At 62.0% G+C, this 20,596-nt stretch carries 22 protein-coding genes and 1 pseudogene; 1 reads left to right on the forward strand and 22 read right to left on the reverse strand.

Going from position 1 to position 20,596, the window contains the following annotated elements; translation table 11 throughout:
- From AC629_RS45560 to AC629_RS23415, 3 genes and pseudogenes are all read right to left on the reverse strand, one after another.
- Window positions 1-136: pseudogene (locus tag AC629_RS45560) on the reverse strand (IS701 family transposase); the annotation flags it as partial.
- Between the two features lie 29 nt (window positions 137-165).
- Window positions 166-396, reverse strand: a complete 231-nt coding sequence (locus tag AC629_RS23410; protein WP_084807322.1) for a DUF6894 family protein — start codon at window positions 394-396, stop codon at window positions 166-168.
- A gap of 521 nt (window positions 397-917) precedes the next feature.
- On the reverse strand, window positions 918-1,136 hold the full coding sequence (locus AC629_RS23415) for a hypothetical protein (RefSeq protein ID WP_084807323.1): 219 nt from the start codon (window positions 1,134-1,136) through the stop codon (window positions 918-920).
- Window positions 1,137-1,244: 108 nt separating this feature from the next.
- On the opposite strand from AC629_RS23415, the gene AC629_RS23420 reads away from it, so the two are divergent.
- A complete protein-coding gene (locus AC629_RS23420; protein WP_084807324.1) occupies window positions 1,245-1,835 on the forward strand; it encodes an ATP-dependent DNA ligase in 591 nt (196 codons plus the stop codon).
- An 853-nt stretch (window positions 1,836-2,688) separates the two neighbouring features.
- On the opposite strand, the gene AC629_RS49905 is transcribed toward AC629_RS23420, so the two are convergent.
- The 19 genes from AC629_RS49905 to AC629_RS23520 all read right to left on the reverse strand — a co-directional run bounded on the left by AC629_RS49905 (window position 2,689) and on the right by AC629_RS23520 (window position 20,281).
- A complete protein-coding gene (locus AC629_RS49905; protein ID WP_283847492.1) occupies window positions 2,689-2,811 on the reverse strand; it encodes a hypothetical protein in 123 nt (40 codons plus the stop codon).
- Window positions 2,812-2,891: 80 nt separating this feature from the next.
- Window positions 2,892-3,227 carry a septal ring lytic transglycosylase RlpA family protein gene (locus AC629_RS23435; RefSeq protein ID WP_084807325.1) on the reverse strand — a complete coding sequence of 112 codons (336 nt, stop codon included), beginning with the start codon at window positions 3,225-3,227 and terminating at the stop codon, window positions 2,892-2,894.
- Between the two features lie 17 nt (window positions 3,228-3,244).
- Window positions 3,245-3,625 carry a hypothetical protein gene (locus tag AC629_RS23440; protein ID WP_084807326.1) on the reverse strand — a complete coding sequence of 127 codons (381 nt, stop codon included), beginning with the start codon at window positions 3,623-3,625 and terminating at the stop codon, window positions 3,245-3,247.
- Between the two features lie 7 nt (window positions 3,626-3,632).
- The gene (locus AC629_RS23445) at window positions 3,633-3,872 is read right to left on the reverse strand and encodes a hypothetical protein (protein ID WP_084807327.1); all 240 of its coding nucleotides are present in this window, start codon (window positions 3,870-3,872) and stop codon (window positions 3,633-3,635) included.
- Window positions 3,869-4,138, reverse strand: coding sequence for a hypothetical protein (locus tag AC629_RS23450; RefSeq protein WP_084807328.1), 270 nt, complete (start codon window positions 4,136-4,138; stop codon window positions 3,869-3,871). The genes AC629_RS23445 and AC629_RS23450 overlap by 4 nt, the downstream gene beginning before the upstream one ends.
- Window positions 4,138-4,827, reverse strand: a complete 690-nt coding sequence (locus AC629_RS23455) for a hypothetical protein (protein ID WP_084807329.1) — start codon at window positions 4,825-4,827, stop codon at window positions 4,138-4,140. The genes AC629_RS23450 and AC629_RS23455 overlap by 1 nt, the downstream gene beginning before the upstream one ends.
- Before the next feature lie 796 nt (window positions 4,828-5,623).
- Window positions 5,624-6,397, reverse strand: a complete 774-nt coding sequence (locus tag AC629_RS23460; RefSeq protein WP_084807330.1) for an NlpC/P60 family protein — start codon at window positions 6,395-6,397, stop codon at window positions 5,624-5,626.
- A 108-nt stretch (window positions 6,398-6,505) separates the two neighbouring features.
- Window positions 6,506-7,009 (reverse strand): DUF4376 domain-containing protein, encoded by a 504-nt coding sequence (locus AC629_RS23465; RefSeq protein WP_084807331.1) that lies wholly within the window; start codon window positions 7,007-7,009, stop codon window positions 6,506-6,508.
- Window positions 7,010-7,011: 2 nt separating this feature from the next.
- Entirely contained in the window at window positions 7,012-8,088 is a 1,077-nt protein-coding gene (locus AC629_RS23470; protein WP_084807332.1) for a hypothetical protein, read from the reverse strand.
- The gene (locus AC629_RS23475) at window positions 8,089-10,086 is read right to left on the reverse strand and encodes a hypothetical protein (protein ID WP_084807333.1); all 1,998 of its coding nucleotides are present in this window, start codon (window positions 10,084-10,086) and stop codon (window positions 8,089-8,091) included.
- Between the two features lie 3 nt (window positions 10,087-10,089).
- On the reverse strand, window positions 10,090-10,386 hold the full coding sequence (locus tag AC629_RS23480) for a hypothetical protein (protein WP_168195571.1): 297 nt from the start codon (window positions 10,384-10,386) through the stop codon (window positions 10,090-10,092).
- Window positions 10,387-10,485: 99 nt separating this feature from the next.
- Entirely contained in the window at window positions 10,486-10,911 is a 426-nt protein-coding gene (locus AC629_RS23485; protein ID WP_084807335.1) for a phage tail assembly chaperone, read from the reverse strand.
- Entirely contained in the window at window positions 10,908-14,879 is a 3,972-nt protein-coding gene (locus AC629_RS23490; protein WP_084807336.1) for a host specificity factor TipJ family phage tail protein, read from the reverse strand. Before AC629_RS23490 ends, AC629_RS23485 begins: the two co-directional genes overlap by 4 nt.
- Window positions 14,879-15,250: a hypothetical protein gene (locus AC629_RS23495; RefSeq protein WP_143199381.1), complete on the reverse strand. Its 372-nt coding sequence runs from the start codon at window positions 15,248-15,250 to the stop codon at window positions 14,879-14,881. The genes AC629_RS23490 and AC629_RS23495 overlap by 1 nt, the downstream gene beginning before the upstream one ends.
- A gap of 3 nt (window positions 15,251-15,253) precedes the next feature.
- The gene (locus AC629_RS50675; RefSeq protein WP_502693055.1) at window positions 15,254-17,146 is read right to left on the reverse strand and encodes a phage tail tape measure protein; all 1,893 of its coding nucleotides are present in this window, start codon (window positions 17,144-17,146) and stop codon (window positions 15,254-15,256) included.
- Between the two features lie 104 nt (window positions 17,147-17,250).
- On the reverse strand, window positions 17,251-17,547 hold the full coding sequence (locus tag AC629_RS23505; RefSeq protein WP_084807338.1) for a phage tail assembly chaperone: 297 nt from the start codon (window positions 17,545-17,547) through the stop codon (window positions 17,251-17,253).
- A 122-nt stretch (window positions 17,548-17,669) separates the two neighbouring features.
- Window positions 17,670-18,095 carry a phage-derived protein YdaY family protein gene (locus tag AC629_RS23510; protein WP_084807339.1) on the reverse strand — a complete coding sequence of 142 codons (426 nt, stop codon included), beginning with the start codon at window positions 18,093-18,095 and terminating at the stop codon, window positions 17,670-17,672.
- 130 nt (window positions 18,096-18,225) lie between these two features.
- Window positions 18,226-19,236, reverse strand: a complete 1,011-nt coding sequence (locus AC629_RS23515) for a phage tail tube protein (RefSeq protein ID WP_143199382.1) — start codon at window positions 19,234-19,236, stop codon at window positions 18,226-18,228.
- An 82-nt stretch (window positions 19,237-19,318) separates the two neighbouring features.
- Complete coding sequence (locus AC629_RS23520; protein WP_084807341.1) at window positions 19,319-20,281, reverse strand: alpha/beta hydrolase family protein; 963 nt, start codon at window positions 20,279-20,281, stop codon at window positions 19,319-19,321.
- Between the last annotated feature and the right edge of the window lie 315 nt (window positions 20,282-20,596).

The raw sequence follows: 20,596 nt of genomic DNA on the forward strand, positions 1-20,596 counted from the left end.
CCGCAACGTACAGTGGACACATCCGCTGCCGGGTCTTATGACCCAACCGTTCCAAGAACGGCTTCAGCCAGCGTTCGAGCTCGACTTCCCATTCCGTCATGGTCAGCCCTCCAAGAGCCGACCACCCATGAATCATTGAAAAATCGATTCGGGAATCCTAAAAAATCACGAAAATCCAATAATCTGCCAAAGTAGTGCTAGGCCGTGGTCGTCTCGGACCTCAATCGCCATCTCCTGTTTGCCCTTGCCGCTCTGGGAGCGAACGGCATCTCGGGCCATATCCGCCAGCGAGCGAGCCGCCTCTTCCTGCACCTTTTCTATGGTGGACAATTCGAGACCTTCCTCATCCGGGAAAATCTCGTCGCCGTCTATGATGTCGAAATAATACCGCTTCATCAGGCCAGAACGACGACGATCTGAAATCGTTCTTTCCCGGTCGCTACATTTGTTAAGCCCAAAAAACCAACAGGAACACTCGCGAACTTAACCAATGATGCTGCGGGTCAGATCCGGGCAGCGTTAGGGTTAGGCTTGGCATTGTGTCCACTTTCACCCCAGCGCCGTGTCATGGCCCGCTAACGGCGCTGGGGTGTTTCCATTGGAACATCTTGCTGCCGCCGGCGTTTTTTCCGCGCCCCGCAGGACATCGCGCGCCCCCAGAGCCGTCCCGCCGGGTTGTTTCATGGGTGATTGCAGACTGCCCCAGCGCTGCTGCCCTCGGCGTTGGGGCATTTCTTTTTACCAGAATAACTCATCAGCCTCTTCTGAAGCGAACGGTTCATAGGTCTTTCGCTCCAAGAATGTGTCGGGCGGGGGCTGCTTTAGCAGCTGGCACGATCCAAGTTCAAACTGCCAAGAAGTAAGGCCGCCTCAGTTGGCGGGAAGACGCGATCTTAAGTCGACGCTGCGCGAGCAGGCTATACTTCGCGCCATTGGTCCGGCTTGTGCTTGTCGTTGAGGTGCCGGACACGAGCGACGTGCGGGCGATGCCCGTGTTCCCTCGCCCATTTAACAGCTTCCTCCTGGGTCTTGGTTCTCACGAGCACGTGGTCGGCATGCTCCTCAACGACGTAGTCCTCGATCGGAGTGCCTTCGATCTTTCCTTTTGGTCGGGGCTCGACAAACACGATTGCCATGAGCGGTTCCTATCCTGTGACCATTGATGGTCAGAACGCTCTGATTTCCCTGCCCGTTCCTTAGCCCTCCGACTCGCATTCCATGGCGGCAATACATAGATCGCGGCCATGCCAACACGGTTCGGATTCTGCCCGCCCACGGCCGCCAAAGTCGTGCCCGATGGCCCAGACTGGCTGCATGAGATCAAATATGACGGCTACCGCCTGCGCGTGGAGCGCGCCGGAAACCGGGTCCGGCTGTTCACCCGTAACGGTCACGACTGGACCAGCCGCTTCCCGTGGATCGTCGAGGCGGCGCTGAAGAACCGCGAGCAGCAATTCGTCATCGACGGTGAGGCCGTGGTGCTCGGCGTCGACGGCGTCTCCGACTTCAACGCCTTGCACTCACGCAAGCACGACGACGAGGTGCAGCTCTACGCCTTCGACATTCTCGCGCTCGGAGGCGAGGATCTGCGACCGCTGCCGCTGGCCATGCGCAAGGCCAATCTGGCCCGGCTGCTGCGCGGCCGGCCGGATGGCATGTTCATCGCGCCGTTCGAGGCCGGCGGGATCGGGCCGGAGCTGTTTCGCGCAGCCTGCGGCATGGGCCTCGAGGGTCTGGTCTCAAAACGGCGCGACCGGCGCTATGGCGCCGGCCGGTCCAAAGACTGGATCAAGGTCAAGAACCGGACGCACCCGGCGATGACGCGGGAGCTTTAGCAACGCACTTCGAAAGCAGCCAACGTCAGCCTTCGGCGCTCGAGCGCATGTCTTCCGATCAGCAAGGCCGTTGCCGCTGACGTCCGGACGGGTAAGCCCCAGTGCCCTAATTTTAATTGCCGGACGCTCTGTTTTTAGGACTCGCTATTTCGGGCGATTAAGCTCAGCATGGTTCTATTGCTGCACCTAGCAAGGGCACACCGGCACCTGAGAGACCAATTGCGCTCCCGCCGATGCAACGGGAGTGTGTCATGATCCAACGTCCCCCCGTTCGACTCCTATTCAACCCCAGCTCGCATCTGTCTTGCCGTTGCGATCATCAGCGGCACCGCGCTCGTCGCAGCGACGATTGCGAGCTTCTATTTCACGTATTAAGGCCGCCTCAGTGACGGTTGCGCGTGATCCGTGAACGAAAAACGGAGGGACTCAAAATGCGAGTTAACCCTTGGAAGGGGCCACAAGATCACGAAGCGTACCGCGCGTACATCTTGGGCCTCGATAGGCATATCGAGTATCGCGTCGATCTAATGTGCAAGGACGAAACCGAAGCCAGGACACGCGCCAGAGGTCTGGCTGACGGTTGCGACGTAGAGCTCTGGAGGCAAGATCGGAAGATCTCAGCCCGCCGACCGTTGTCGCCGAGCACATCTTTCATGAAGGTGACGACGAAGTGCGACATCGTGGCCTCCGACCGAGGGCGAGGCCAAGGAGATCGCCAAGCAGAAATTCTGCACAGCCGCACGGCTTTGCGAATGGTCGCTGCATGCTGACCGCATCCAGATCAATTCTGCTGACTTTCCGTCGTAGAGAGTCCTCGAGGCTACGCCCTGGTAAGGTTCCGGCTGGATGGTCACTATCGAGGAAATGCGTTGCGCTGAAGCTCGACCAACGGGCAGGCGATCACCATGCAGAGCAGCACGGCGATGCCGGTGATCAGCACGTCGAGCAGCTCACGGAAGGAGGCTGCGTCGACCACGATTTCGCAGCGCGAGCTTCATTTCCACGTCACCGTAACGAAGTGCGACGCGACATAGAGCAGCGCGGCGGCGCGGATCTCTAGTCGACGTGCTCGACACGCACCCAGCCGACACCACCAATGCCAAGCGCATCGGCGCCGGCGCGGTCGAGGTCGACACAGCGGCCGGCGATGAATGGACCAAGATCCGTCGATAGCGCCTCGATCACGGCGCCGTTCTTCAAGTTGGCGCGCGACGGACGCGCGATGGTGTACGGGGTGCGCGCATAGGTGTTGAAGATCGCGCCGGAAGCGGTGCGGCGGCCATGATAGCCGTCACCGATACCGTATTGCGAGGCGACGCAGACCTCGGCGGCGGCCGGGATCGAGGCAACGATCGCGAGCACGAGCGCTGCCAGCAAAGAGCGGTAGAACATGGAGGATGCGCCTCTGATCAATATTCGCGGTTGATGCCGGGATCTGCGGCCGTGTGATTGCGTACGAAGCCGTCGCCATGGCGCAGCTCGTCGATCTGCCGCCCATGTGCCGTCACCCGCCTGTCGAGATTGGTGAATCGCTCCTCGAACCGGGCCATATCGATCAGGATCTCGCCCATCTTCTTCAGCTCGCTCTGGATGCCGGCGAACTGCTCTTTGTTCTCCCGCTTCGACGCCTCCATTTGTTCCTTGGTTTCCTGCTTCGACGTCTCCATCTGCGTTTTCAGCGTCGACACCGTGTTGCGAAGCGTGACGAGAGCAGTGATGCCGCCGAATGCCAGCACAGAGGTCTCAATGATCGTTCCGAGCGTAATGGTGAGGTCGACACTGACTGACATTTCGGCCCTATCTCTTGGTTCGAGCTTTGTTGCAGGCGCGTGCAACGTCACGATCGCCGATCGCCTCGATTGCCACGCGGGCCAACGCACTGTCCGGAGACCTGCCGATCTCGGCGGCGAGCTGCTGCTGGAAGGCGCGCGACCAGGCGCGGACCGGCGGGCACACCACCGCCGGCGCCGGCGGCTCGACCTCGGTGCAGGTAAGCTCCGCCATGATGAAGGCTAAGCCGACGCATTTCATGATCATGCTGATCCCTCCTCGAGCCGCGCGATCGCATCGCTCGCCGACCGCGGCGCATCCGCCTGCGCCTCGAGCTCGGCGCCCTGCGCCGCGATGGTTCTGCTCTGCTGGTCGATCGTGGCGCGCGCGGCGCCGAGGTCCTGGGCAGCCTGCTCGGCCCGCTTGCGCGCGAGGAAGTCGTTCAACGACGCCCCGAAGGCGTTGAAAAACGCCTCCAGCAGCGGTGCGATCGCCGCCAGGACTGCAGCGATCGTGGAGCCAGCGGACAACATCAGGCGGACTTGACGACGCTGGCGACCGCAGCGTTTACGTCCGGCACGGCGTCCGACGCGAGGTTGAGCCGCGCGACGATCTTCTGGGCGATCTGGTCCGGACCGCCCATCCACGCCGTCAGCCAATCGGGGGCATGGTCGAGCACATACTGGAGCGCTTGCGCCAGCACCTTGTTGCCGACATCGACAGTGAGCGCCTTATCCTTCGAGGCGCCGACGGCCATGTTGATGGCGTAGTCGATGCCCTTCTGGAGGATCTGGTCGGCGCGCGCCGCGACCAGGAGGCTGTAGACCTGCCCCGGCAGCAGCCGAAGAAGCCACATCGCGACAGCGAAGAGCAGCGTTCCGGCCGCGCTAGCCCACTGCGCCACCGTGGCACCGTACGCCCAGGTGACCTTCGTGGTGTCGCTGGCTGCCTGGGCAACCGTTTCCGGCGCCGCGGCATCGGCGGCGAACGCGACGTCGAGCACCACGGAGCATGCGAACAGTGCCAGGAGGACTGCGACGATGCCGCGGGCGCGCGGCGCAACACGGAAGATCAGTGCGAGAACAGCGATCGACGCCAGCAGGTAGCCGATCGGGTTGAAGGCGACTGGCGGCGCGAACGCCACCGTGGTCGCAGCCGCATGCGCCGCAGAGGCGGCAAGCAGCACCGGCGCGGCAAAAGCCACGCTGAGGACGCGGTTCATTGGTAGATTCCTTCGGTTTGGGGACACGCGAAACGTCGCGCGGCGATTCCGGCTGAGCCGGAATTCCGGGGATGAATGCCATCAGGCCGCCGCATACCATCATCCTCCGTGGCGGGGGGTGGCGTGCTAGATTGGCCAGATGCCAGCTTTACTTAGCCGATACGGTCGATGGACCTTGATCTCGAAATCTGGTCCAAAGTCTCGCTCCGGCGTCAAATGGACCTTTCGTTGCGATTGCGGCACGGAACGAGCCGTTATGAAGGCCGACGTCCTGTCAGGACGATCGTCCAGCTGCGGGTGCCTATCGCGCGAACTGACTGGTGAGCGCTCCAAGGTCTTGAACAAGACCCACGGCATGGAAAAATCCAGCGAATACCGGATCTGGATCGATATGCGTCGCAGACGTCACGAGCCCCAGCGTCCGGACTTCCACCGGTATGGAGGCCGCGGCATCGAAGTCTGCGAGCGATGGCGTGCAAGCTTCGGAGCATTCTTCGAAGACATGGGCCCGCGTCCATCGAAGCGCCACTCAATCGAGCGCCTTGAAAACGACGGGCCGTATTCACCATCGAACTGCGTTTGGGCGACAAAAAAGATCCAGGACAACAATCGGCGCACTAGCCGAATGATCGAGTTTCGAGGTGCCACGATGACTGTGACACAAGCTTGCGAGAAGGCTGGAATGGATTGGAAGGTCGTATTCCAGCGGCTCAATAGAGGGTGGAGCCCTGAGAGGGCCTTGGCCACGCCTCCATTGAGCCCGAGCGACAAGCGCGGGAAACGCGGTCCTTATCGGTCACGCCTCGCTGATAGCACGGCCGTTGGCGGCAACGATAGGAAGCGACGATAGACCGACAGCGGTCGGGAGCGCGGCTCCCTTCGGCCAGAAGAAACCGACGAAAACGCCAGGATCGTAAGGGGAGACGTTCACCTCGTCATTCTGGTTGCCACCGCAGCATGCCAACGCGCCGCCTCGGGTGCGCCCAGCAACAAACGTGACGTGGCCACCACCGGTGCGCTTCTTCACCGCGATCGCGCCCAATGCCGGTCCGGCCAGCTTCACAACCGGCTGGTTCTTTGTGTCGCTATAAGAAAGCGCCCAAAGCGGTTCGGACGAAGCTCTCTGCTCCGCCTTCACCAGGCAAAACGATACCCAGCCTGCACACCAAGGCGTCGCGTCATGCTGATAGTCCGGTGCGACGGTCTTGATATCGGCCACAAGCTCCTTGTTATCGGCCGATCCGGCCCCCTCTTTCAGTCCGAGGTGCGCCAATGACACCTCGAGCCAGAGCGGCCGGCCAATTTCCTGAGCCGGTGCGGCAGTAGTCGGCGCCTTTCCGGCGATCGCGAGGTCCAAAGCAGCGGCGGTCTTCGGCCCCACCTCGCCGTCGACCACGAGACCAGCGCGCTTCTGGAAGGTCTCGACGGCGGTATCGGTCGCCGGCCCGAACCAGCCGGTGCCTGTCAGAGAATAGCCAAGCCCCCTCAGCGCGAGTTGGATCTGGCGAACGGCATCGCCCGACGCGCCAATGCGCAACGGGCTCGACGCCACAAGTGGCGCGAGGCTCATTGATCTCTCCAATATTTCCGGGGGCGAGGAAAGGATCGTTCTATGCTGGACTGCGTTTCCTCTCCGCAGTCAGCGACGCTGCTAGCTAGACCAGCGCTTTGGCGCGGATCAAGAAGAAGTCGCCGCGAACACCGCATCGACGTGCGCTGTCGTCGTGATGGTGCCGGCGTCGATCTCGGCGTCGGTCTGGGCCTCCTTGTCGAACTGGCTCTGAACGAAGGCGGCGACTTCCGTCGAGATGGCGACCAGCCTTGCGCGGTCCAGCGGCTGGAAGCCCGTCGGTGTCTTCCAGGTGATCGGAGCGGCGATGATGTCGAGATCGATCGACTGGATGGTCTGGGCGATCAGGGAGCGCGTGTCGCGATCCGTGAACAAGTCGCCGTAGGTCGCCGATGTCATGCCGCCGGTCTCCTTGGCGTAGCGCACAGACGCCGCGTAAGCTTTCAGATCGCTCTTGGTCAACACCGGCATGGGCACCGGGTCAGGCGTGTTGCCTGCCGCGAGCCAGGCCTCGTAGTCCGCGCGATCGCGGTTGGCCGGATCGTTCGGGATGGACGCGCCGTCGGTGACACGGATTACGGAGTCGGTTTCGGTCAGTCGGTAGTCGCTCATGGTCACATTCTCGCGTTGGCGGTCCAATGAATGAAGTGTTGTGAGCCGGCTGTCGACGTCGCGTTCATCACAATGCGACAGCTATTGTCGCTTTGCTCTGCGAGGCCTACGACGCGGCTCGCGGACCCATTGACGTCCCACCAGTTTGCGTCGTTGGCGTTGGTATTGTAGGTCGTCACGGTCGGCGCCGCGCGCATTCGAACAGGCCAGTATTGCCTAAAGGAAATCGAGCCGGCACCCGATGTTGCCGCGACAGCAACTAGGGCGCCGCCGAAGCCGGCATTCTGCGCAGGATTGGTTGCGAGCAGAAACGACTTGGCGTAGTAGCGCTGGCAAAGCAGAAGCTCACTCGGGAAATCGGGAAGCTGAAATGACGGGGCGGCTGTGCCTTCGTAGAGACCAACATCGAACAGCTCGAAGATGTTGCCGAGCGTAGCGTAGAGATTCGCCTGCCCTGCAAGGCCAATCGGGTTACCGCTGCTGATGTTACTCCATGCATTGACTGTAGCGGCCTGGAAACTAGAGCCGTTGATGAGTGGCCAAAAGACGTGACAGCCGAGCGTATTGTCCTTCGCCCAAGTGCCGGACTGATCGCCGAGGATCGTGACCGACTTAATGACGTCCGTGTTGGCCTCTGCCGCTGAGATCGTATACTGAGCGACGTAATAGCGAGCAGCCGAGCCATTCCAGAGCGCGACCGAGTATGTCCCCGCAGGGGCCTTCACGCCAAACTGGAGCGTGATTGCTTTCGCTGCCGCAGTGCCCCATTGAAGATCAGCCATCCTGAGACCTTCGATCTTCTGACGAAGATAGGCGACGTCGGATGCATTGACAGAAGCAGCGGCCGTTGTGACGGTGACACGGACCCTGTTCGGAGAACCGCCGGGAGTGGGATTTGCAACCTGTGCGACAGATGCCACCCCGGTCGTTCCGCCAACTGCGTATTCGAACTGATCGACCGGATAGAAGCTGGTCGCCGAGCCCGCGGTCGAGTTGTTCTCCTGCGACACCATCATGCCGCCGTTGACGATGTAGTTCTTCTGGGACTGCTTCAGTCCGCGTTCGAGAGCGCGTGTCATTTAACCATCCCTTCCGCGACGATCGATCCAGCCATAGGAGGTGAGCCACAAACCTGCTGCGGCGTTCTCGACATAGCAGAGCACCTGCGCGGAGGCGTTCGTCCTGACATTTGCCTGCGATATGGTTTGATAGTTCGCCGTGCCAACCAACATGCCGTTAGTCATGTATTGAACCACCGCGGTGATGGTCGAGGTCATGTCAGGCGAAAACACGCCGCCTCGCCCGGCACCGCTCGTTCCGGTATTGAGGAGCACGTATAGCAGCGCGTTGACCTTGAGACCGGGTGGGACACTTGCAAGCGCCCTTAGAGCCGGCGTGGTGCCGTTGAAATTGACCACATCGTTGACCGGAACGTCCCAGATGAACTCGTCGCCGTTCTGAACGAACTTGAGCCACTGCCCCGACGCATTGGTTTTCATCGCGCCGATCCGCCGCAAGGCGACATAGCCGGAAGGGAGGCTGCCCGCGACATTGACCGACACACCGACATCGGTGGTGCCGTTCGACTGCTTCAACAGAAAAGCGTGATACCATGTATTGACGGCGATGCTGCCGGTATCGAGCAGCGCGCCATTGCCTGAACCGACCGCAAATGACGCCGTCGTCTTCGTGATAGAAGCGTTCAGCGTCATCATGTCGGTATTGGTGCTGTCGGCCGCGACGCCAGGAGCCACAGAGAACGTAGTCACTGCTCCCGCCGTCGAAAGCACTAGCCCCGACAGATACGACTGCATGACCGAAGCAAGGCCGATATTCTTGCGGAAAGCCGTCTTATCGAGAATGTCGGCGCCGTTCTGCGAGATCGAAAGTGCATCCGCCGGATTGTAGGCGAGTGAGCAATCGATATAGACGCTGTCGCCATCATTGGTACCGCGCGCGAGCACGACGCTCGTGCCGTTGGTTGCTGTGAAGTCGTTGGGCGTCAGCACAGAGCCGTTTAGAACGACGGTGATAAAGCCTGGGGTATAAACTAGGGTTCGGCCAAAGGCGTCAGCGCCAAAGAACGTGGTTTGGCCAGCCTTCGCGGGATAGAGGAACTTCCGAACGGTGATGAAGTCCGCCGAGCCGGGCTCGCCCGCTATATTCAGATTCCAGCTCGCGAGCGTACCGCTGCCGCTGCTCTTATCAGCGTCAAAAGACAGCACGCCCGTCGCGGGATCGTAGGCTGAGACGATGCCTTCCAGATAGATCGCAGGCGTTGCGGACGAGCTCACGCGCACCCGCGCGCCGGGCAGATAGGCCAGACCAGTCTGCGTCGCCAGGGTGATGTGCCCGACAGCGACGACAATTGAGCTGGTCGAGGAGCCGCCATAGACCGAGCCGTTGAGGCCGGGAGTGCCCGGAGCTCCCGGTGTGCCCGGTGTGCCCGGTGTGCCCGGCTCACCTTTTTCGCCCTTCTCCGCCAGCACCTGCCAATAGGTCGGGTTCGGCGGGGCGTGTCCCGATCCCGGCGTTTCGTTGATCCAGACATAGGACGAGCCGGACGACGTCATGTAGTCGCCGGGATAGTAGGTCGCCGCATTGTCATAGGCGCCGCGCGGCTTGAAGCCTCTGTAAATGCCCAAATAGGTCCAGACGCCGCCGGACATGACCCACATCTTTCCCGATGTCGGCTGAATCGCCGTCTGGTTCTCCTCACCAAGCGACGGGTCGGGCGCCGTCAAGCTCGGAGGAACGAAGACCATGAAGCCGTTGGCATTGAGCGCCGCGACGATCTTGTCGACATCGTCTGCCGCACCGGCGCCGACGATACGCTGCTGGGACACCTTCCAAATGCTGTAGGTGGCGCCGCTGAGTGCTGCGCCCGGCCATGGCGTGATCGTCAGATGCGTATCGTCGGGAACGTCGGTAATGAAGACGCAGAAGTGACCGCTCTGGAACAGGTCTCCGGGCTTTGCGTTGCCGGCGGTCCGCCACAGCGGGCCAACGCCGGCCACATTGGTGCCATCCGCGGCAACCGAGATCGTGCCGGTAGAATAGCTGGCGAGTGCGGTCATCTATCAATCACCTTGGGAAACGGCGGCGCGAGCCGCGACCGATCGTGCGCGGACACCTTCGATGGCATCGATGCCATCCGGCCGTAGCGGCCAGGCGTCGACCATGGCGTCGGCGTCGGACAGCTTCGACAGATCGAGTAACGCCTGCCGGTACGCGATCCATGCGTCGCGATCCGGAGCATTCCGGTACGCCATCGCGAATTCTTCGCTGTGCGCGAGGGCTCCGCGAACCAGCAACTCGATCTCGTTCAGGCGCGTCGCATTCTCCAGCGCCAATTCGGCGGCGGTCTTTTCAACCATCTTGGCCATCTCGATATTGACGTGATCCGTCAGGTACGCAAAACCATTCGGCAGCGCATCGCGGCGATGCCGTTGTACGCACCGACAGGAATCAACGAGTTAGGAGCGGAGCCTCTCGAAGGCGTCGACACCGTCTGGGCGCGCCGGGATCGCCTTGAGCATCAAGGCTGCTGTGTCATTGCCTTTAGACGCGTCTCTGAGTGCCTTGCGGTACGCGAACCACGCAGCGCGATCGGTCTCGGAGATCTGGAAATCAGGTAGGACGTACTTGTCGGTATCGGCCAATTCCCGAACTACTGCCGATTTTACCTGCCATATAGGATCGGGCTCGGGGTCTGGTGTGTCCTTGAGGACTACCGTTCGAGTCACAGGATCGAACCTCTGAACCCGAGCGTCGATAGGCTGATCATCCACAAGCGCCACTTTGCAGGCCGGGAAATGGCTATCCTGTCCATCCTCATAATCCGCTGCCCCATAACCATAGGACATGATCTCGTTGGTCTTGACCACGTAATGAATATTCATCGCTTCGCCGCCATCGCAAAGAGAACTGCGCCATTTCCCATAACGGTTTGAGTGCCGGCGTTGAACTGCGCGACGATTGGCACCGTAACAAACCCGCCTGTGCCTGTGATGTTGACTGCACAAGTCGAAATCACGAACTTGAAATCTCCGCTTGCGACAGACAGCGAGTAGTTGTCGACAAGAGTCCCATTCGTGTACAGCCAAAACGTTCCTACCTCGGTCGCAGGACTGCCGCTAACCCATTTCGCATTGAGCAACGCAAAAATCGGAATGGTCTTTCCCGACAGACCCGTCGTGTCGACGCTCAAGTTGAAACTAAGATAAGTCTTCGTCCCGCCCCCGGCGACGTTCGAGGCCAGCGTTTGCACAGCCGGAACCGTCACAGCATTGTCGGCGATGCTGAGGCTCTTGATGCTTGTTGGGCCGAAGACGCCGGAGTCGGACGTGATCGAACCCGCCTTGAGGTAGATGACGTCGAGCGAGCCGGCCGCGATGGCTTTGACGTTGAAGGTGCCATCCAGATAGAAATTGCCGGAGAACCCGATCGCTGCCACGCCGTTGATTGTGCCGACCGTGAACACGCCGCGTGGCATCCCGCCGTTATAGCCGGGCAGTTGAACCTGGAACTTGTCGGCGACAATCGTGAACGCCGAAATGCCGGCCCCGCCATTGACCAGCTGGAAGCCTGTCGCATAGCCATTGACGTTGAGCGTCACCCCATAGGATGTCGCCGCATAGCCATCCAGGGCAGCGATTGCGATGGCACTCTGCTCAACGAACGCAGTCGTCGAGCCCCAGGTCGCCGTTGCCGTGGTCGAGAAATTCGCAAACGCCACCTCGGTGTCGACGGCGACCGTCCGGACGTCGTCGATTTGCGCCAAAGCATCTGCCGACCGCGCAGCGATCTGCGAGCGTAGCTCGGTTTTGTCGAGCCAAGTTCGCGCTTGGGATCCTTTGCTCAGGTTCGATAACCGGTTTTCGATCTCCTGAAGCTTGTCGGCATACTGGTTTGCAAGCGTCGTGACCTGGTACTTGATGCCATCGATCAACGACTTCAGCGCGACCGTGTTCGATGCGACCGTTATCGTCGGCGCGCCGACATCGACGTTCGCATAGGGGCCACGCAGCTTGCCGGGCGTAACCGCCTGGACACGCAGGCGCAGCGCCGCCAGCGTCACGACCTGCTCGAACCGGTTGTCGGCCCCCTCATAGACCTGCGCCCAGGTCTCCCCGCTGTCATAGGAGACCTCGGCGATATAGAACTCCGCGCCAGCGGCCGGAAACCAACTCGCCGATAGTTTGGGCTCGGCGATGCCCTGCCCGTAGTTGGCATTGAGCCCCACAATCAGCGGGACCTTGCTGTTGGACGGGAATTGCGGCGACGGCAGCAGAGGCGGCGTGCCGAGATCCGTCGCGTGGACGCGCTGGTCATCAACAGCGAGCGAAAGGGTAAAGAGTTCGCCGTTTGGCCGACCATTGAGCACGACGCACAGCTTCGACTCGCTGACGCCGGTGCCGAGCTCGAACGACGGATATTCAGCGCCATCCTCGCGCGCCAGGACGGCCGCCAGTGTCGTCGATTGCGCAGTCTCGGTCTGCGACAGGTTGGTCGCATTGAGCACGGCCTGCGAGGGATCGGCGCCCTCGGTGCACAGCACCGGACCGAACAGCTTGCCGTTCGGCCGCCGCAGGCGGATGTAGAATGGACCGGTATCCCAGGTCGGCGCCGGATCGAGCGTCAGGGTCCGGACATTGACGTTCAGGACAGCACCACCGTAACCGTAGCTCTGCGGTAGTTCAGTCTGCACGCGGATCACCTGGCCCAGGGTGATCGCCCTACCCTCGTACTCGACGCCGATCTCCACATTCTCGCGCCGGTAGATCGATTGCAGATAGTAGAAGGCGCATTCGCGGAAGCCGTGGGCACGGTTGACGATGCCGTCGACGCGCTTGACCTCGGCATTGACCGCGGTGAAGGCCTCGTCGTTCGGCGGATACTGCACCTGTGCCGGCAGCCACGTGGTCTCGTCGACATACTCGAGGATGACTGCATCTGGATCCTCGTCGCCGAGCATCGTGAATTCGACCTGCGTCGAGTCCCGCACGATCTCGCGATCGGTCAGCAGCATGGTCGGAACGTCGCGCCACTCGTCGCGGACAATTGAGACGGTATCGCCGAGCCAAAAATGCCTGGCGCGAGAAACAGTCAGGATCTTGTCGAGCGCCTCTGGCACCGCCATCGCGGTCGAGAACCTGTAATCGAAGGTATCGCCGCGCGTCGCGCAGCCGGCGGCGTGGTTGACCACGGCATTGACATCGACCTTGGCGATCGACAGGCCGGCGCCATATTGCGCGTTGGTCGCGGCGTCCAGAAACGCCCAGGCTGGGCTGCGGGTCGGTTGCAACTCGAACACGGAGCCGGTCCAGACCAGCAGCTTGCGGGTGCCGAGCACGCCAAACTTGTAGGAGCCCTGCGTCGATTGGGAGGCCTTGAGCCGGATCGCGACGGTCGAGACATCCGGAAAGGAATTGCTGCCCTTGAGGAACGACCGCAGCCCCGCCCAGATCACGGTGTTGACGCCAAAGCTTTCCTGCGCGTTGGTGCCAAGACGGCTCAGTTTCACCAGATAACGGCCGGGGTAGACATCGGTCTTGATGGAGTCCCGCACCGGCGAGGTACTGGCGAATTGCCTTGTCACCTCGAACAGGGTCGAAAATGCCCCGGTGGGGTTGCCGACCTCATCGCAAGGCGCGTATTCGCACCTTATCGTGCAGCGAGCCCAGCCGATGTTGTTATCGTCCTGATTGACCGTAAAGCAGCCCGCCGGCCAGACCAAATCAATCGCGATCGCCTGCGCCTTCGTTCCGGCCGGGTTGGCGACGAACGGACCGAGCGGCGCGCCATAGGTCAGCGGTCCGTCGCCTGGCCTGTACTGCCCTCCCTCATAGCCGCTGCCGTTATTGGTCTGCTGCCCCGACACCTCGGCCGACTGATCGACATTGGTCGGAAACAGCGTGACGGGCTGGCCCGGTTCGTAGAACGCGACCTGCGCGCCCGGGAACGTGGCCGTGATACCTCCACCCGGCGTCCAGAACACGGTGTCGTCGAGATAGAGCGCCTCGTAGGCCATGCTGCCCATGGTCGGCGCCAGCAGCACGTTGAGATATTGATCGTTCCCGACGAACTCGCCCCAGGGGGTGGCGGCAAAATCCGGGTATGCTTTTAGCCGGCCATGCCACACCGGAAGCGGCTGGCCGAGCTTGGCGACGTTGCCCCGTGCCTGGACGGAATAGATCTGGTCGGACGACGCGTTTGGCGTGTTCGTCGCGCCGGCCTTTGGCATGATCAAGGCGTTGACCAGCAGCGAGCCGCCGATGCCGATGGCGCCGCCAAGGACGGCGGCACCGAAGGTCCCGCTCGCGAACCCAGACCCGAGCAGCGCCGCAGCGCCGCCGCCGGTGACGAAGGTCGCGAACGCCGCAACCGCGATCAGCGCGACGAGCCCGATGATCCGCTTGGCACCTCCATTGCCGCCGAGCGGATAGGAGACGAAGCGCACATTGTCATTCGCAGCGATGCGCCGGCGCGACCAGCTCTTCCGTAGCACCGCCTCGCCGTTGATCTCGAGGACGGTCGGCAAGCCCTTCCGGAATTGCCAGCCGTACCTGCGATCGCGCCAGGCCCAGCCGGTCCGGCGCAGGAACGCGGTTACCGTCTCACGCGGCCGCGGCTCGGCGCGCGCGACCTCGATGCCGGGCATGACGAGATGCACCACCGGCTGGCGCGCGCGATCGGCACGGCGCTCACGGCGCGTGCAGGAGCGCTCTGCCGGCATCTTGGCCGGGAGCTTCGTAACCCGCGCAGCCTGGTCGAACGACGACTGCCAGATCTCGAGCGTGTAATAAACACGCGCGCTAGGCGGGCATGATGCATATGCCTCGAGGAGAGCTTCGCTGTGTAAGGGCATCAGAAATCGTAGACCGTGAGTTTCATGGAAACCGCGACGCGGGACGCCGAGTACGCGCCGTATGCCGGCTTGCCGTCTTTGGCGAACTGGCAGGTCTTCGACACGTAGGTCGCTCCAGTCCAAACGAGGGCAGTAAACCGTGCGGTGCCGTTGTTCAGCGTCGTCTTGACCCAAGCCTTGAACGTCTCGGCGTCAGCCGGCGTCATCATGATGGTCTGGCCCAACGTCCCGACGTTGTCGCCGGGGCGCGTCCGCTGGCGGATGTTGCCGCCCTCCATCTCGGTCGCAATCGGATCGAGAAACGGCTTGATTGGCTGGAAGCTATCTCTGACCGGCCGATACGGCACCGCCGGCCATGTAGGGAGCGGCATCGCTTAACCTCCAGAGAAACCGCGCTGACGTGCCGCGATGGCCTGCGACATCGGGCCGTTCTTCGAGACGTCGTCGAGCAACATCCCCGTCATCATCTTTTTGAAGTAGACGTCGATGGTCGTGCCGTTTGAGCCCTGGGACACCTTCGTTTGCGGATCCGAGCCGGCCGGAGCATTGAAGATGTTGACGACCACTCCGCCAGGAGCGCTGTTGTCATTGGCGGCACCACCAGCAGCGACGCCGAGGCGACCGTCCGGGCCACGACGAAGCGGCATGATCGCCTCCGGGCCGGCCTCACCAGCCAGACCGGTGCCGCCGTTGGCCATCGGGAAGATGGTAGGACCACCGACGACCCCGCCATATGCAAACGGCGTGATGCGGCCGAATGTGAAGACATTACCGAGCGCGCTCGGAGCGATCGGACCGAACAAGTTGCTGCCGGCCGTACCCGGCAGGCCATAGCTGATACCGGCCGAGCCTAGCAGCGAGCCAAGCCCGCCACCGCCGCCGCCTACCAGACCCAAGCTGTTGGCCCCTATCTGAAGGGACTGCATCAGCGGCTGGATGATCGCAATCTTCACGATCATTTCCTCGATCGCGCGAATGACCAGTTTGGACACGTCCTGGAAGCCCTGTCCAACCGACTTCGTGCCATCGACAATATCGGTGAAACCGGTTACGAGCTGGCCGGAGATCGTCGAGGAGAGACCGCTGAGCGCTGCATTGGTGCGAAGCCCCTGTGCTTCGACGCTACTGAGTGCCGTAGCGACATCCGGATAGATACCCCTCAGCTGCTGCGCGATCTGGACATCTTCGGGAGACAGCAGCGAGGTCTGGCTGCCGAACTTGATGTCCTGGCGGATCTGCGCCTGTGCCGCGAGTTGGGTTTGCCTGCCGAGTTCCTCGTTGATCCTCTTCAGTCGCTCGTACTGTGCCGTGTCGAACGCGGTGCGGTTCTGGCTGGCCTCCTGCTCCAGCTGCTGGCGCGCCTGGAGGTTTGCGCGGAGTTCGGCCTGCTGTCCGATGCTCTTCCCGACGAGGTCGATCTCGAGTTGGACGCTCTGGACGCTTTGGTTGGCTGTAAGCAGCCGGACGCGGCCCTGCTCCGAGATCGCTGTCGTGGCCTGCTTGACGGCGATCTGGAGTGCGAGTTCGGCCTCAACTTGCTTCTGTGCAGAGGTGAGGTTCGCATTGCGGTTGGCATCGATCGACTGCTGGTAGGCGATGTTGCCCTTGCCCGACTGGAATTGTTCCGCGTAGTGCTGGCCGCGCGCCGCGGCGATGGCGTCGAGCGCCCGGAATTGGTCCTCGAAGGCCTGGGAGGCATCGCGCGCCGACTTCGCCGTACCGGCTATTAGCCTACTGTCGAGCTCGCTGGAGAAGGCAGAACCTGCCTCCTGGGCCTTGGCCCGCGCGATGCCCTCTAGCCCGCCGAACTGCGCCAGGAAGGCGTCAGCAGACTCCTGGGCGGATTTCGACTGGCCGCCGCCGACACCCAGTCTGGCGTTGATGGAGGACTGCGCCGCGGCCGCGGTGTTGACCTGCGACATGATCGCGGCGGCACGTTCGGCGACCTCGTTGTGGATCTCGTACTGATAGTTGAGGTCCTTGACCGAGTTAGTGATCGAGACATAGCCGGCGGCGGCAAGCGATGCCGCGTCGGCCGTCAGTCCAAATTTGCGGTAGGCCGCGTCGAGGAGCAGGTTGACGCGGTCGAGTCCCATGCCGCGGTCGGCCGCATTGTTGATGCGGCGGATCAGGGCCTCAAATTGCTGGCCCGCACCGTAGCCGTCGAGCAGCGCCTTGCTGACCGACGCCATGCCGCCCGGGATCTTCGCGAGTGCAGCATCCTGTTGCGCCAAGGCGGCATTGAGCGCCTTGTCGCTGGCAATCATCCGGTTGTCCGCGTCGACCTTCTGTTGGGCGCCACGGGCATAAGCCGTGGCGTCAAAATCAGAGGTGACCCTCAACGATGAGAGTGCAACACCACTAGCCGCCATCAGGAGAAAACCTCGTCCGGATTTGGTACGGGCCCGCGGCCGGCTACTCGCCGCCGCTCTTCATCGGCCTGCCTGGCGTCGTCCGCCTTTCGCTGCACGTGCTCGAGGTATTCCTCGTCCATGGCACCGACCAAGGCGTGGAACGTCTCGAAGGCGGCGCCGCGGATGCGGTACCGTCGCGCATATGCATCGATCGAGAGGAACATGATGGGCGACTCGCCGCCCATGGCGCCGTATTGCCGATCGAACCTCAGTGCGTGCCAGGCCCGCCAGTAGCGTTCAGCGCCCGGCGGCACGAAGGCGTCTTGAGGTCGACCCGCATGCCCGGAGAATTCCGCGGCGTCCGGATCTTCCTCAGCGAGCTCTGCGAGCCACTCGTCCTTGCCCTTCTGCTCGAGCTCGTAGCGAAGGGCGGCTCTCAGTTTTTTGCGGTCGACCCGACGTACTGAACCTCGGAGGTCCCGACGCGGCCGGCGGCGAGATAAATCGAGTACCGAACCTTCCGATAGGACTCATCGGTCAGGATCTCGGCCGCGGTCTCCGGACTGTACTCGGCGTCGAGGCCGTCCCAGCCGAGCAGCAAATGCTCGACCGCCAGCTTGCCCATCACCTCGGCGTTGACGTCGTCCGGGATCGGGTCGGAGCCGTACTTCTCGCCGAGCTTCTTCATCTCGACGTCGCGGGCCAGACGGAAGGCGGGATAGTTCGTCGAGCGGACGAACCACCGTAGACCGGGGTCGATGTCGACGGCCTTGATCCAGTCGCCTTCCCGCTCCTTTTGCAGGTCGGCCTTCAGGGATTCCAGTTTGACTTTTTTAGTCGCAGTTTCGGGGGAGTTTGTCATTGGCTTGGTGTCACCTTGAGGATCCAAGGGAAGCCCGGCAGGGAGCCAGGCGGTGAAGCCCGCGATCTTGAGGACACCAATCCTCTACCGGCACCAACCGGTCCAGATCGCGGGGCAAGAGAGGCGCTTACTACTCGACGTATTCGAACCGGTCGAGCAGGATGTGCGCATTGGTCGCGGCGTCTTGCGAAGCCTGATAATCGAAGTCCGCCATGACGTCGGTGTTCTTCGCCGTGGCCTGCGGATTGCCGCCACCACGATAGACCGCGCGCGGGATCTGGAAGATCAGCGTCTGGCCGTTCTTCGTGACGCGCGAATTGATCGCCCGCGGCGTGCCGTTGTAGAAGGCCTGCACCTCGGTCATGCTGCCGAAATAGGTGGTCAGCTTGCCGGTGACGGTGCATTCGCCGTCCGCGATGTCGACCGGGGCATCGGAGTCGACGGCGTCGCGGGACCGCAGGTTGTTGTTGATCTGGACGGTGAACCCCTTCGCCCAATTCGGCGAGCCGAGCTGAACCTGGTTGACGCCGAGGCGCCCGACGTTGGCGTTCGCCGCCATGACGACGCCCGTCGTAACGGGATCCGGCACCGCATCCAGCGTCACTGTATCAATGCCGCCGCCCATACCGGTGAAGGCAACCGAACCCTTGATCTTGTCGCCGCTGGTCATGTCGATGCTGAAAGTGTTCGCGCACATGCCATTGTTCACGATGTAGGACGGCACTGGCTGCGCCAGGAAGCCCTTCTCGATCGTGAGCGAGTTCTTCGTGATGCCATTCTTGATCTGGTCGCCGAAGAACACCCAGATCGTCTTGCCGGCGCCGGTGTCGGTCGCCCAGCTTGACGGAAGATTGTCGAGCGTCAGCTTGCTGGCGGCGATCGCCGTGATCTTGGCGTAGGCCGCGGCCCTCGCCTTAGTGCCGGCAGAAATCAGTGCGGCAAAGGTAGTGCCGGCTGCGCTGCCGCCGACCTTGACCCACTGGCCGATGGCAAGGCCAAGGGTGGTGAAGTCGAGCGCGGTCGACCCGAGACCATCGGCAAGCGCTGTGATGTCGCCGGCGGCGCCGGCAAAGCCGACGACCTTCAGCTTGGCGCTGCCAGGAGGAATCGCCTCTCCCCGACACCGACCGTCTTTGTGCAACCGCAGCAAATGTCACGATGGGCCAAGAGCAGTCCTTTCGAAGATGCCGACCGGCGGCCTCGATGGATCATCCGGGCGTCGCTTACAGATGCTCGCGAAAGAATCGTAGAACGCTTGCGTCGAAGTCGCGGTGAAAGGCTGCCCTGTCGAAGCCCGGCGGATCGGTGCAGAAGCGCGGCAGGTTGGTGGCAAGCTCCGCGGAGCATGGCGAGAGGAACGCGAAATGGCCCGCTGGCACCACATGGACTTCGGGTTGGCCCGGCAAGGCATTCAGGACTCGCGCAACGCCTTCCGGGTCAATACCCCGATCTTTGGCGCCCGCTTCAGATCGCCAAACCTGCATTGGGATGTCGATGGATGACAAGGTGCTCTTCGTGAATGCCACGGTTGGTGCGGGATCGGCAATCACGGCAGCCCTGATCCGGGCGTCTCGCGGCAGGTTGTTTGGGACGTCACCGCTCCGTACCTGCTCGCAAAAGGGAGAGTTGTTCTTGCAGAACGATGCAGTTCTCTGGAAATCGAGAGTGGCTCCTGCAAGCACCAGCCCTGTGAACCCTCCCTTCGAAAAGCCGAAGAACCCGATCTTGGACGGATCAATGACGTCCCGGTCCTTCCAGTCCTTCAGCATGAAGTCGATCAGGTGAACCATATCGACTGACCGGGAGGCCCAATTCGACAGGGTTTCGCTCTGAGAGCTGTCGTTGCCGTTGTCTCCGGGGTGACTGATGGCCGCGACGACGAAGCCAGCGTCGGCCAGCGCCTCCGCCGTGTCATGGTGGAGACCGAACCAGCCGCTGCGACCGTGGGAGAAGACGACCAGAGGCAGCTTCGCGCCCGTGCCTGGGCAATCCTTCACGCCTTCAAGGAAATCGGTAAAGGGCACCGCGAGGCGACCGAGCGGCACACTCTGCGGCTTAGCTGGGCATGGATACCAAATCGCGCCCGCGAGCGTTGGAGTTTCGAGCAACTGGATGCCCGCGCCTCGTGCTGGATATGCAAAACAACAAAGTAACAGGCAATAAGCAGACCACGTCTTGAGCCCCAAAGATGCCCCCCGACTTCTAGATGTCTATAGACAACGTATCACCATAGGATTGTGTCGAAATCATCACGCATTCTTAGCCTAAGGGATGTCCGAGATGGGTCCATTCGCGACTGATCCAGCCGGTCCTGCCTGCCGTTTGATGACCGCTTCGACCTGAAAGCGACCTACTGACCGCGCCGCAACGAAATGACGCGAAGGGCCAATAGCGGAAGTAGTGGCCGCCGGGCTCAGAGAGGTGCTCGGCCCTGTGTTAGAGCCGATCCCGGCGGACGAACCTTTTTGAAAACGGCAGGGTTCCTGCCAGCAAACAAACCG

It is taken from the genome of Bradyrhizobium sp. NAS80.1 (assembly GCF_001908205.1).
Taxonomy (GTDB): Bacteria; Pseudomonadota; Alphaproteobacteria; order Rhizobiales; family Xanthobacteraceae; genus Bradyrhizobium.

Excerpts from the sequence above, each read along its gene's own strand:
- AC629_RS23410 (WP_084807322.1), bottom strand. The coding sequence starts at position 396 with ATGAAGCGGTATTATTTCGACATCATAGACGGCGACGAGATTTTCCCG.
- AC629_RS23415 (WP_084807323.1), bottom strand. The coding sequence starts at position 1,136 with ATGGCAATCGTGTTTGTCGAGCCCCGACCAAAAGGAAAGATCGAAGGC.
- AC629_RS23420 (WP_084807324.1), top strand. The coding sequence starts at position 1,245 with ATGCCAACACGGTTCGGATTCTGCCCGCCCACGGCCGCCAAAGTCGTG.
- AC629_RS23435 (WP_084807325.1), bottom strand. The coding sequence starts at position 3,227 with ATGTTCTACCGCTCTTTGCTGGCAGCGCTCGTGCTCGCGATCGTTGCC.
- AC629_RS23440 (WP_084807326.1), bottom strand. The coding sequence starts at position 3,625 with ATGTCAGTCAGTGTCGACCTCACCATTACGCTCGGAACGATCATTGAG.
- AC629_RS23445 (WP_084807327.1), bottom strand. The coding sequence starts at position 3,872 with ATGATCATGAAATGCGTCGGCTTAGCCTTCATCATGGCGGAGCTTACC.
- AC629_RS23450 (WP_084807328.1), bottom strand. The coding sequence starts at position 4,138 with ATGTTGTCCGCTGGCTCCACGATCGCTGCAGTCCTGGCGGCGATCGCA.
- AC629_RS23455 (WP_084807329.1), bottom strand. The coding sequence starts at position 4,827 with ATGAACCGCGTCCTCAGCGTGGCTTTTGCCGCGCCGGTGCTGCTTGCC.
- AC629_RS23460 (WP_084807330.1), bottom strand. The coding sequence starts at position 6,397 with ATGAGCCTCGCGCCACTTGTGGCGTCGAGCCCGTTGCGCATTGGCGCG.
- AC629_RS23465 (WP_084807331.1), bottom strand. The coding sequence starts at position 7,009 with ATGAGCGACTACCGACTGACCGAAACCGACTCCGTAATCCGTGTCACC.
- AC629_RS23470 (WP_084807332.1), bottom strand. The coding sequence starts at position 8,088 with ATGACACGCGCTCTCGAACGCGGACTGAAGCAGTCCCAGAAGAACTAC.
- AC629_RS23475 (WP_084807333.1), bottom strand. The coding sequence starts at position 10,086 with ATGACCGCACTCGCCAGCTATTCTACCGGCACGATCTCGGTTGCCGCG.
- AC629_RS23480 (WP_168195571.1), bottom strand. The coding sequence starts at position 10,386 with ATGGTTGAAAAGACCGCCGCCGAATTGGCGCTGGAGAATGCGACGCGC.
- AC629_RS23485 (WP_084807335.1), bottom strand. The coding sequence starts at position 10,911 with ATGAATATTCATTACGTGGTCAAGACCAACGAGATCATGTCCTATGGT.
- AC629_RS23490 (WP_084807336.1), bottom strand. The coding sequence starts at position 14,879 with ATGCCCTTACACAGCGAAGCTCTCCTCGAGGCATATGCATCATGCCCG.
- AC629_RS23495 (WP_143199381.1), bottom strand. The coding sequence starts at position 15,250 with ATGCCGCTCCCTACATGGCCGGCGGTGCCGTATCGGCCGGTCAGAGAT.
- AC629_RS50675 (WP_502693055.1), bottom strand. The coding sequence starts at position 17,146 with ATGATTGCCAGCGACAAGGCGCTCAATGCCGCCTTGGCGCAACAGGAT.
- AC629_RS23510 (WP_084807339.1), bottom strand. The coding sequence starts at position 18,095 with ATGACAAACTCCCCCGAAACTGCGACTAAAAAAGTCAAACTGGAATCC.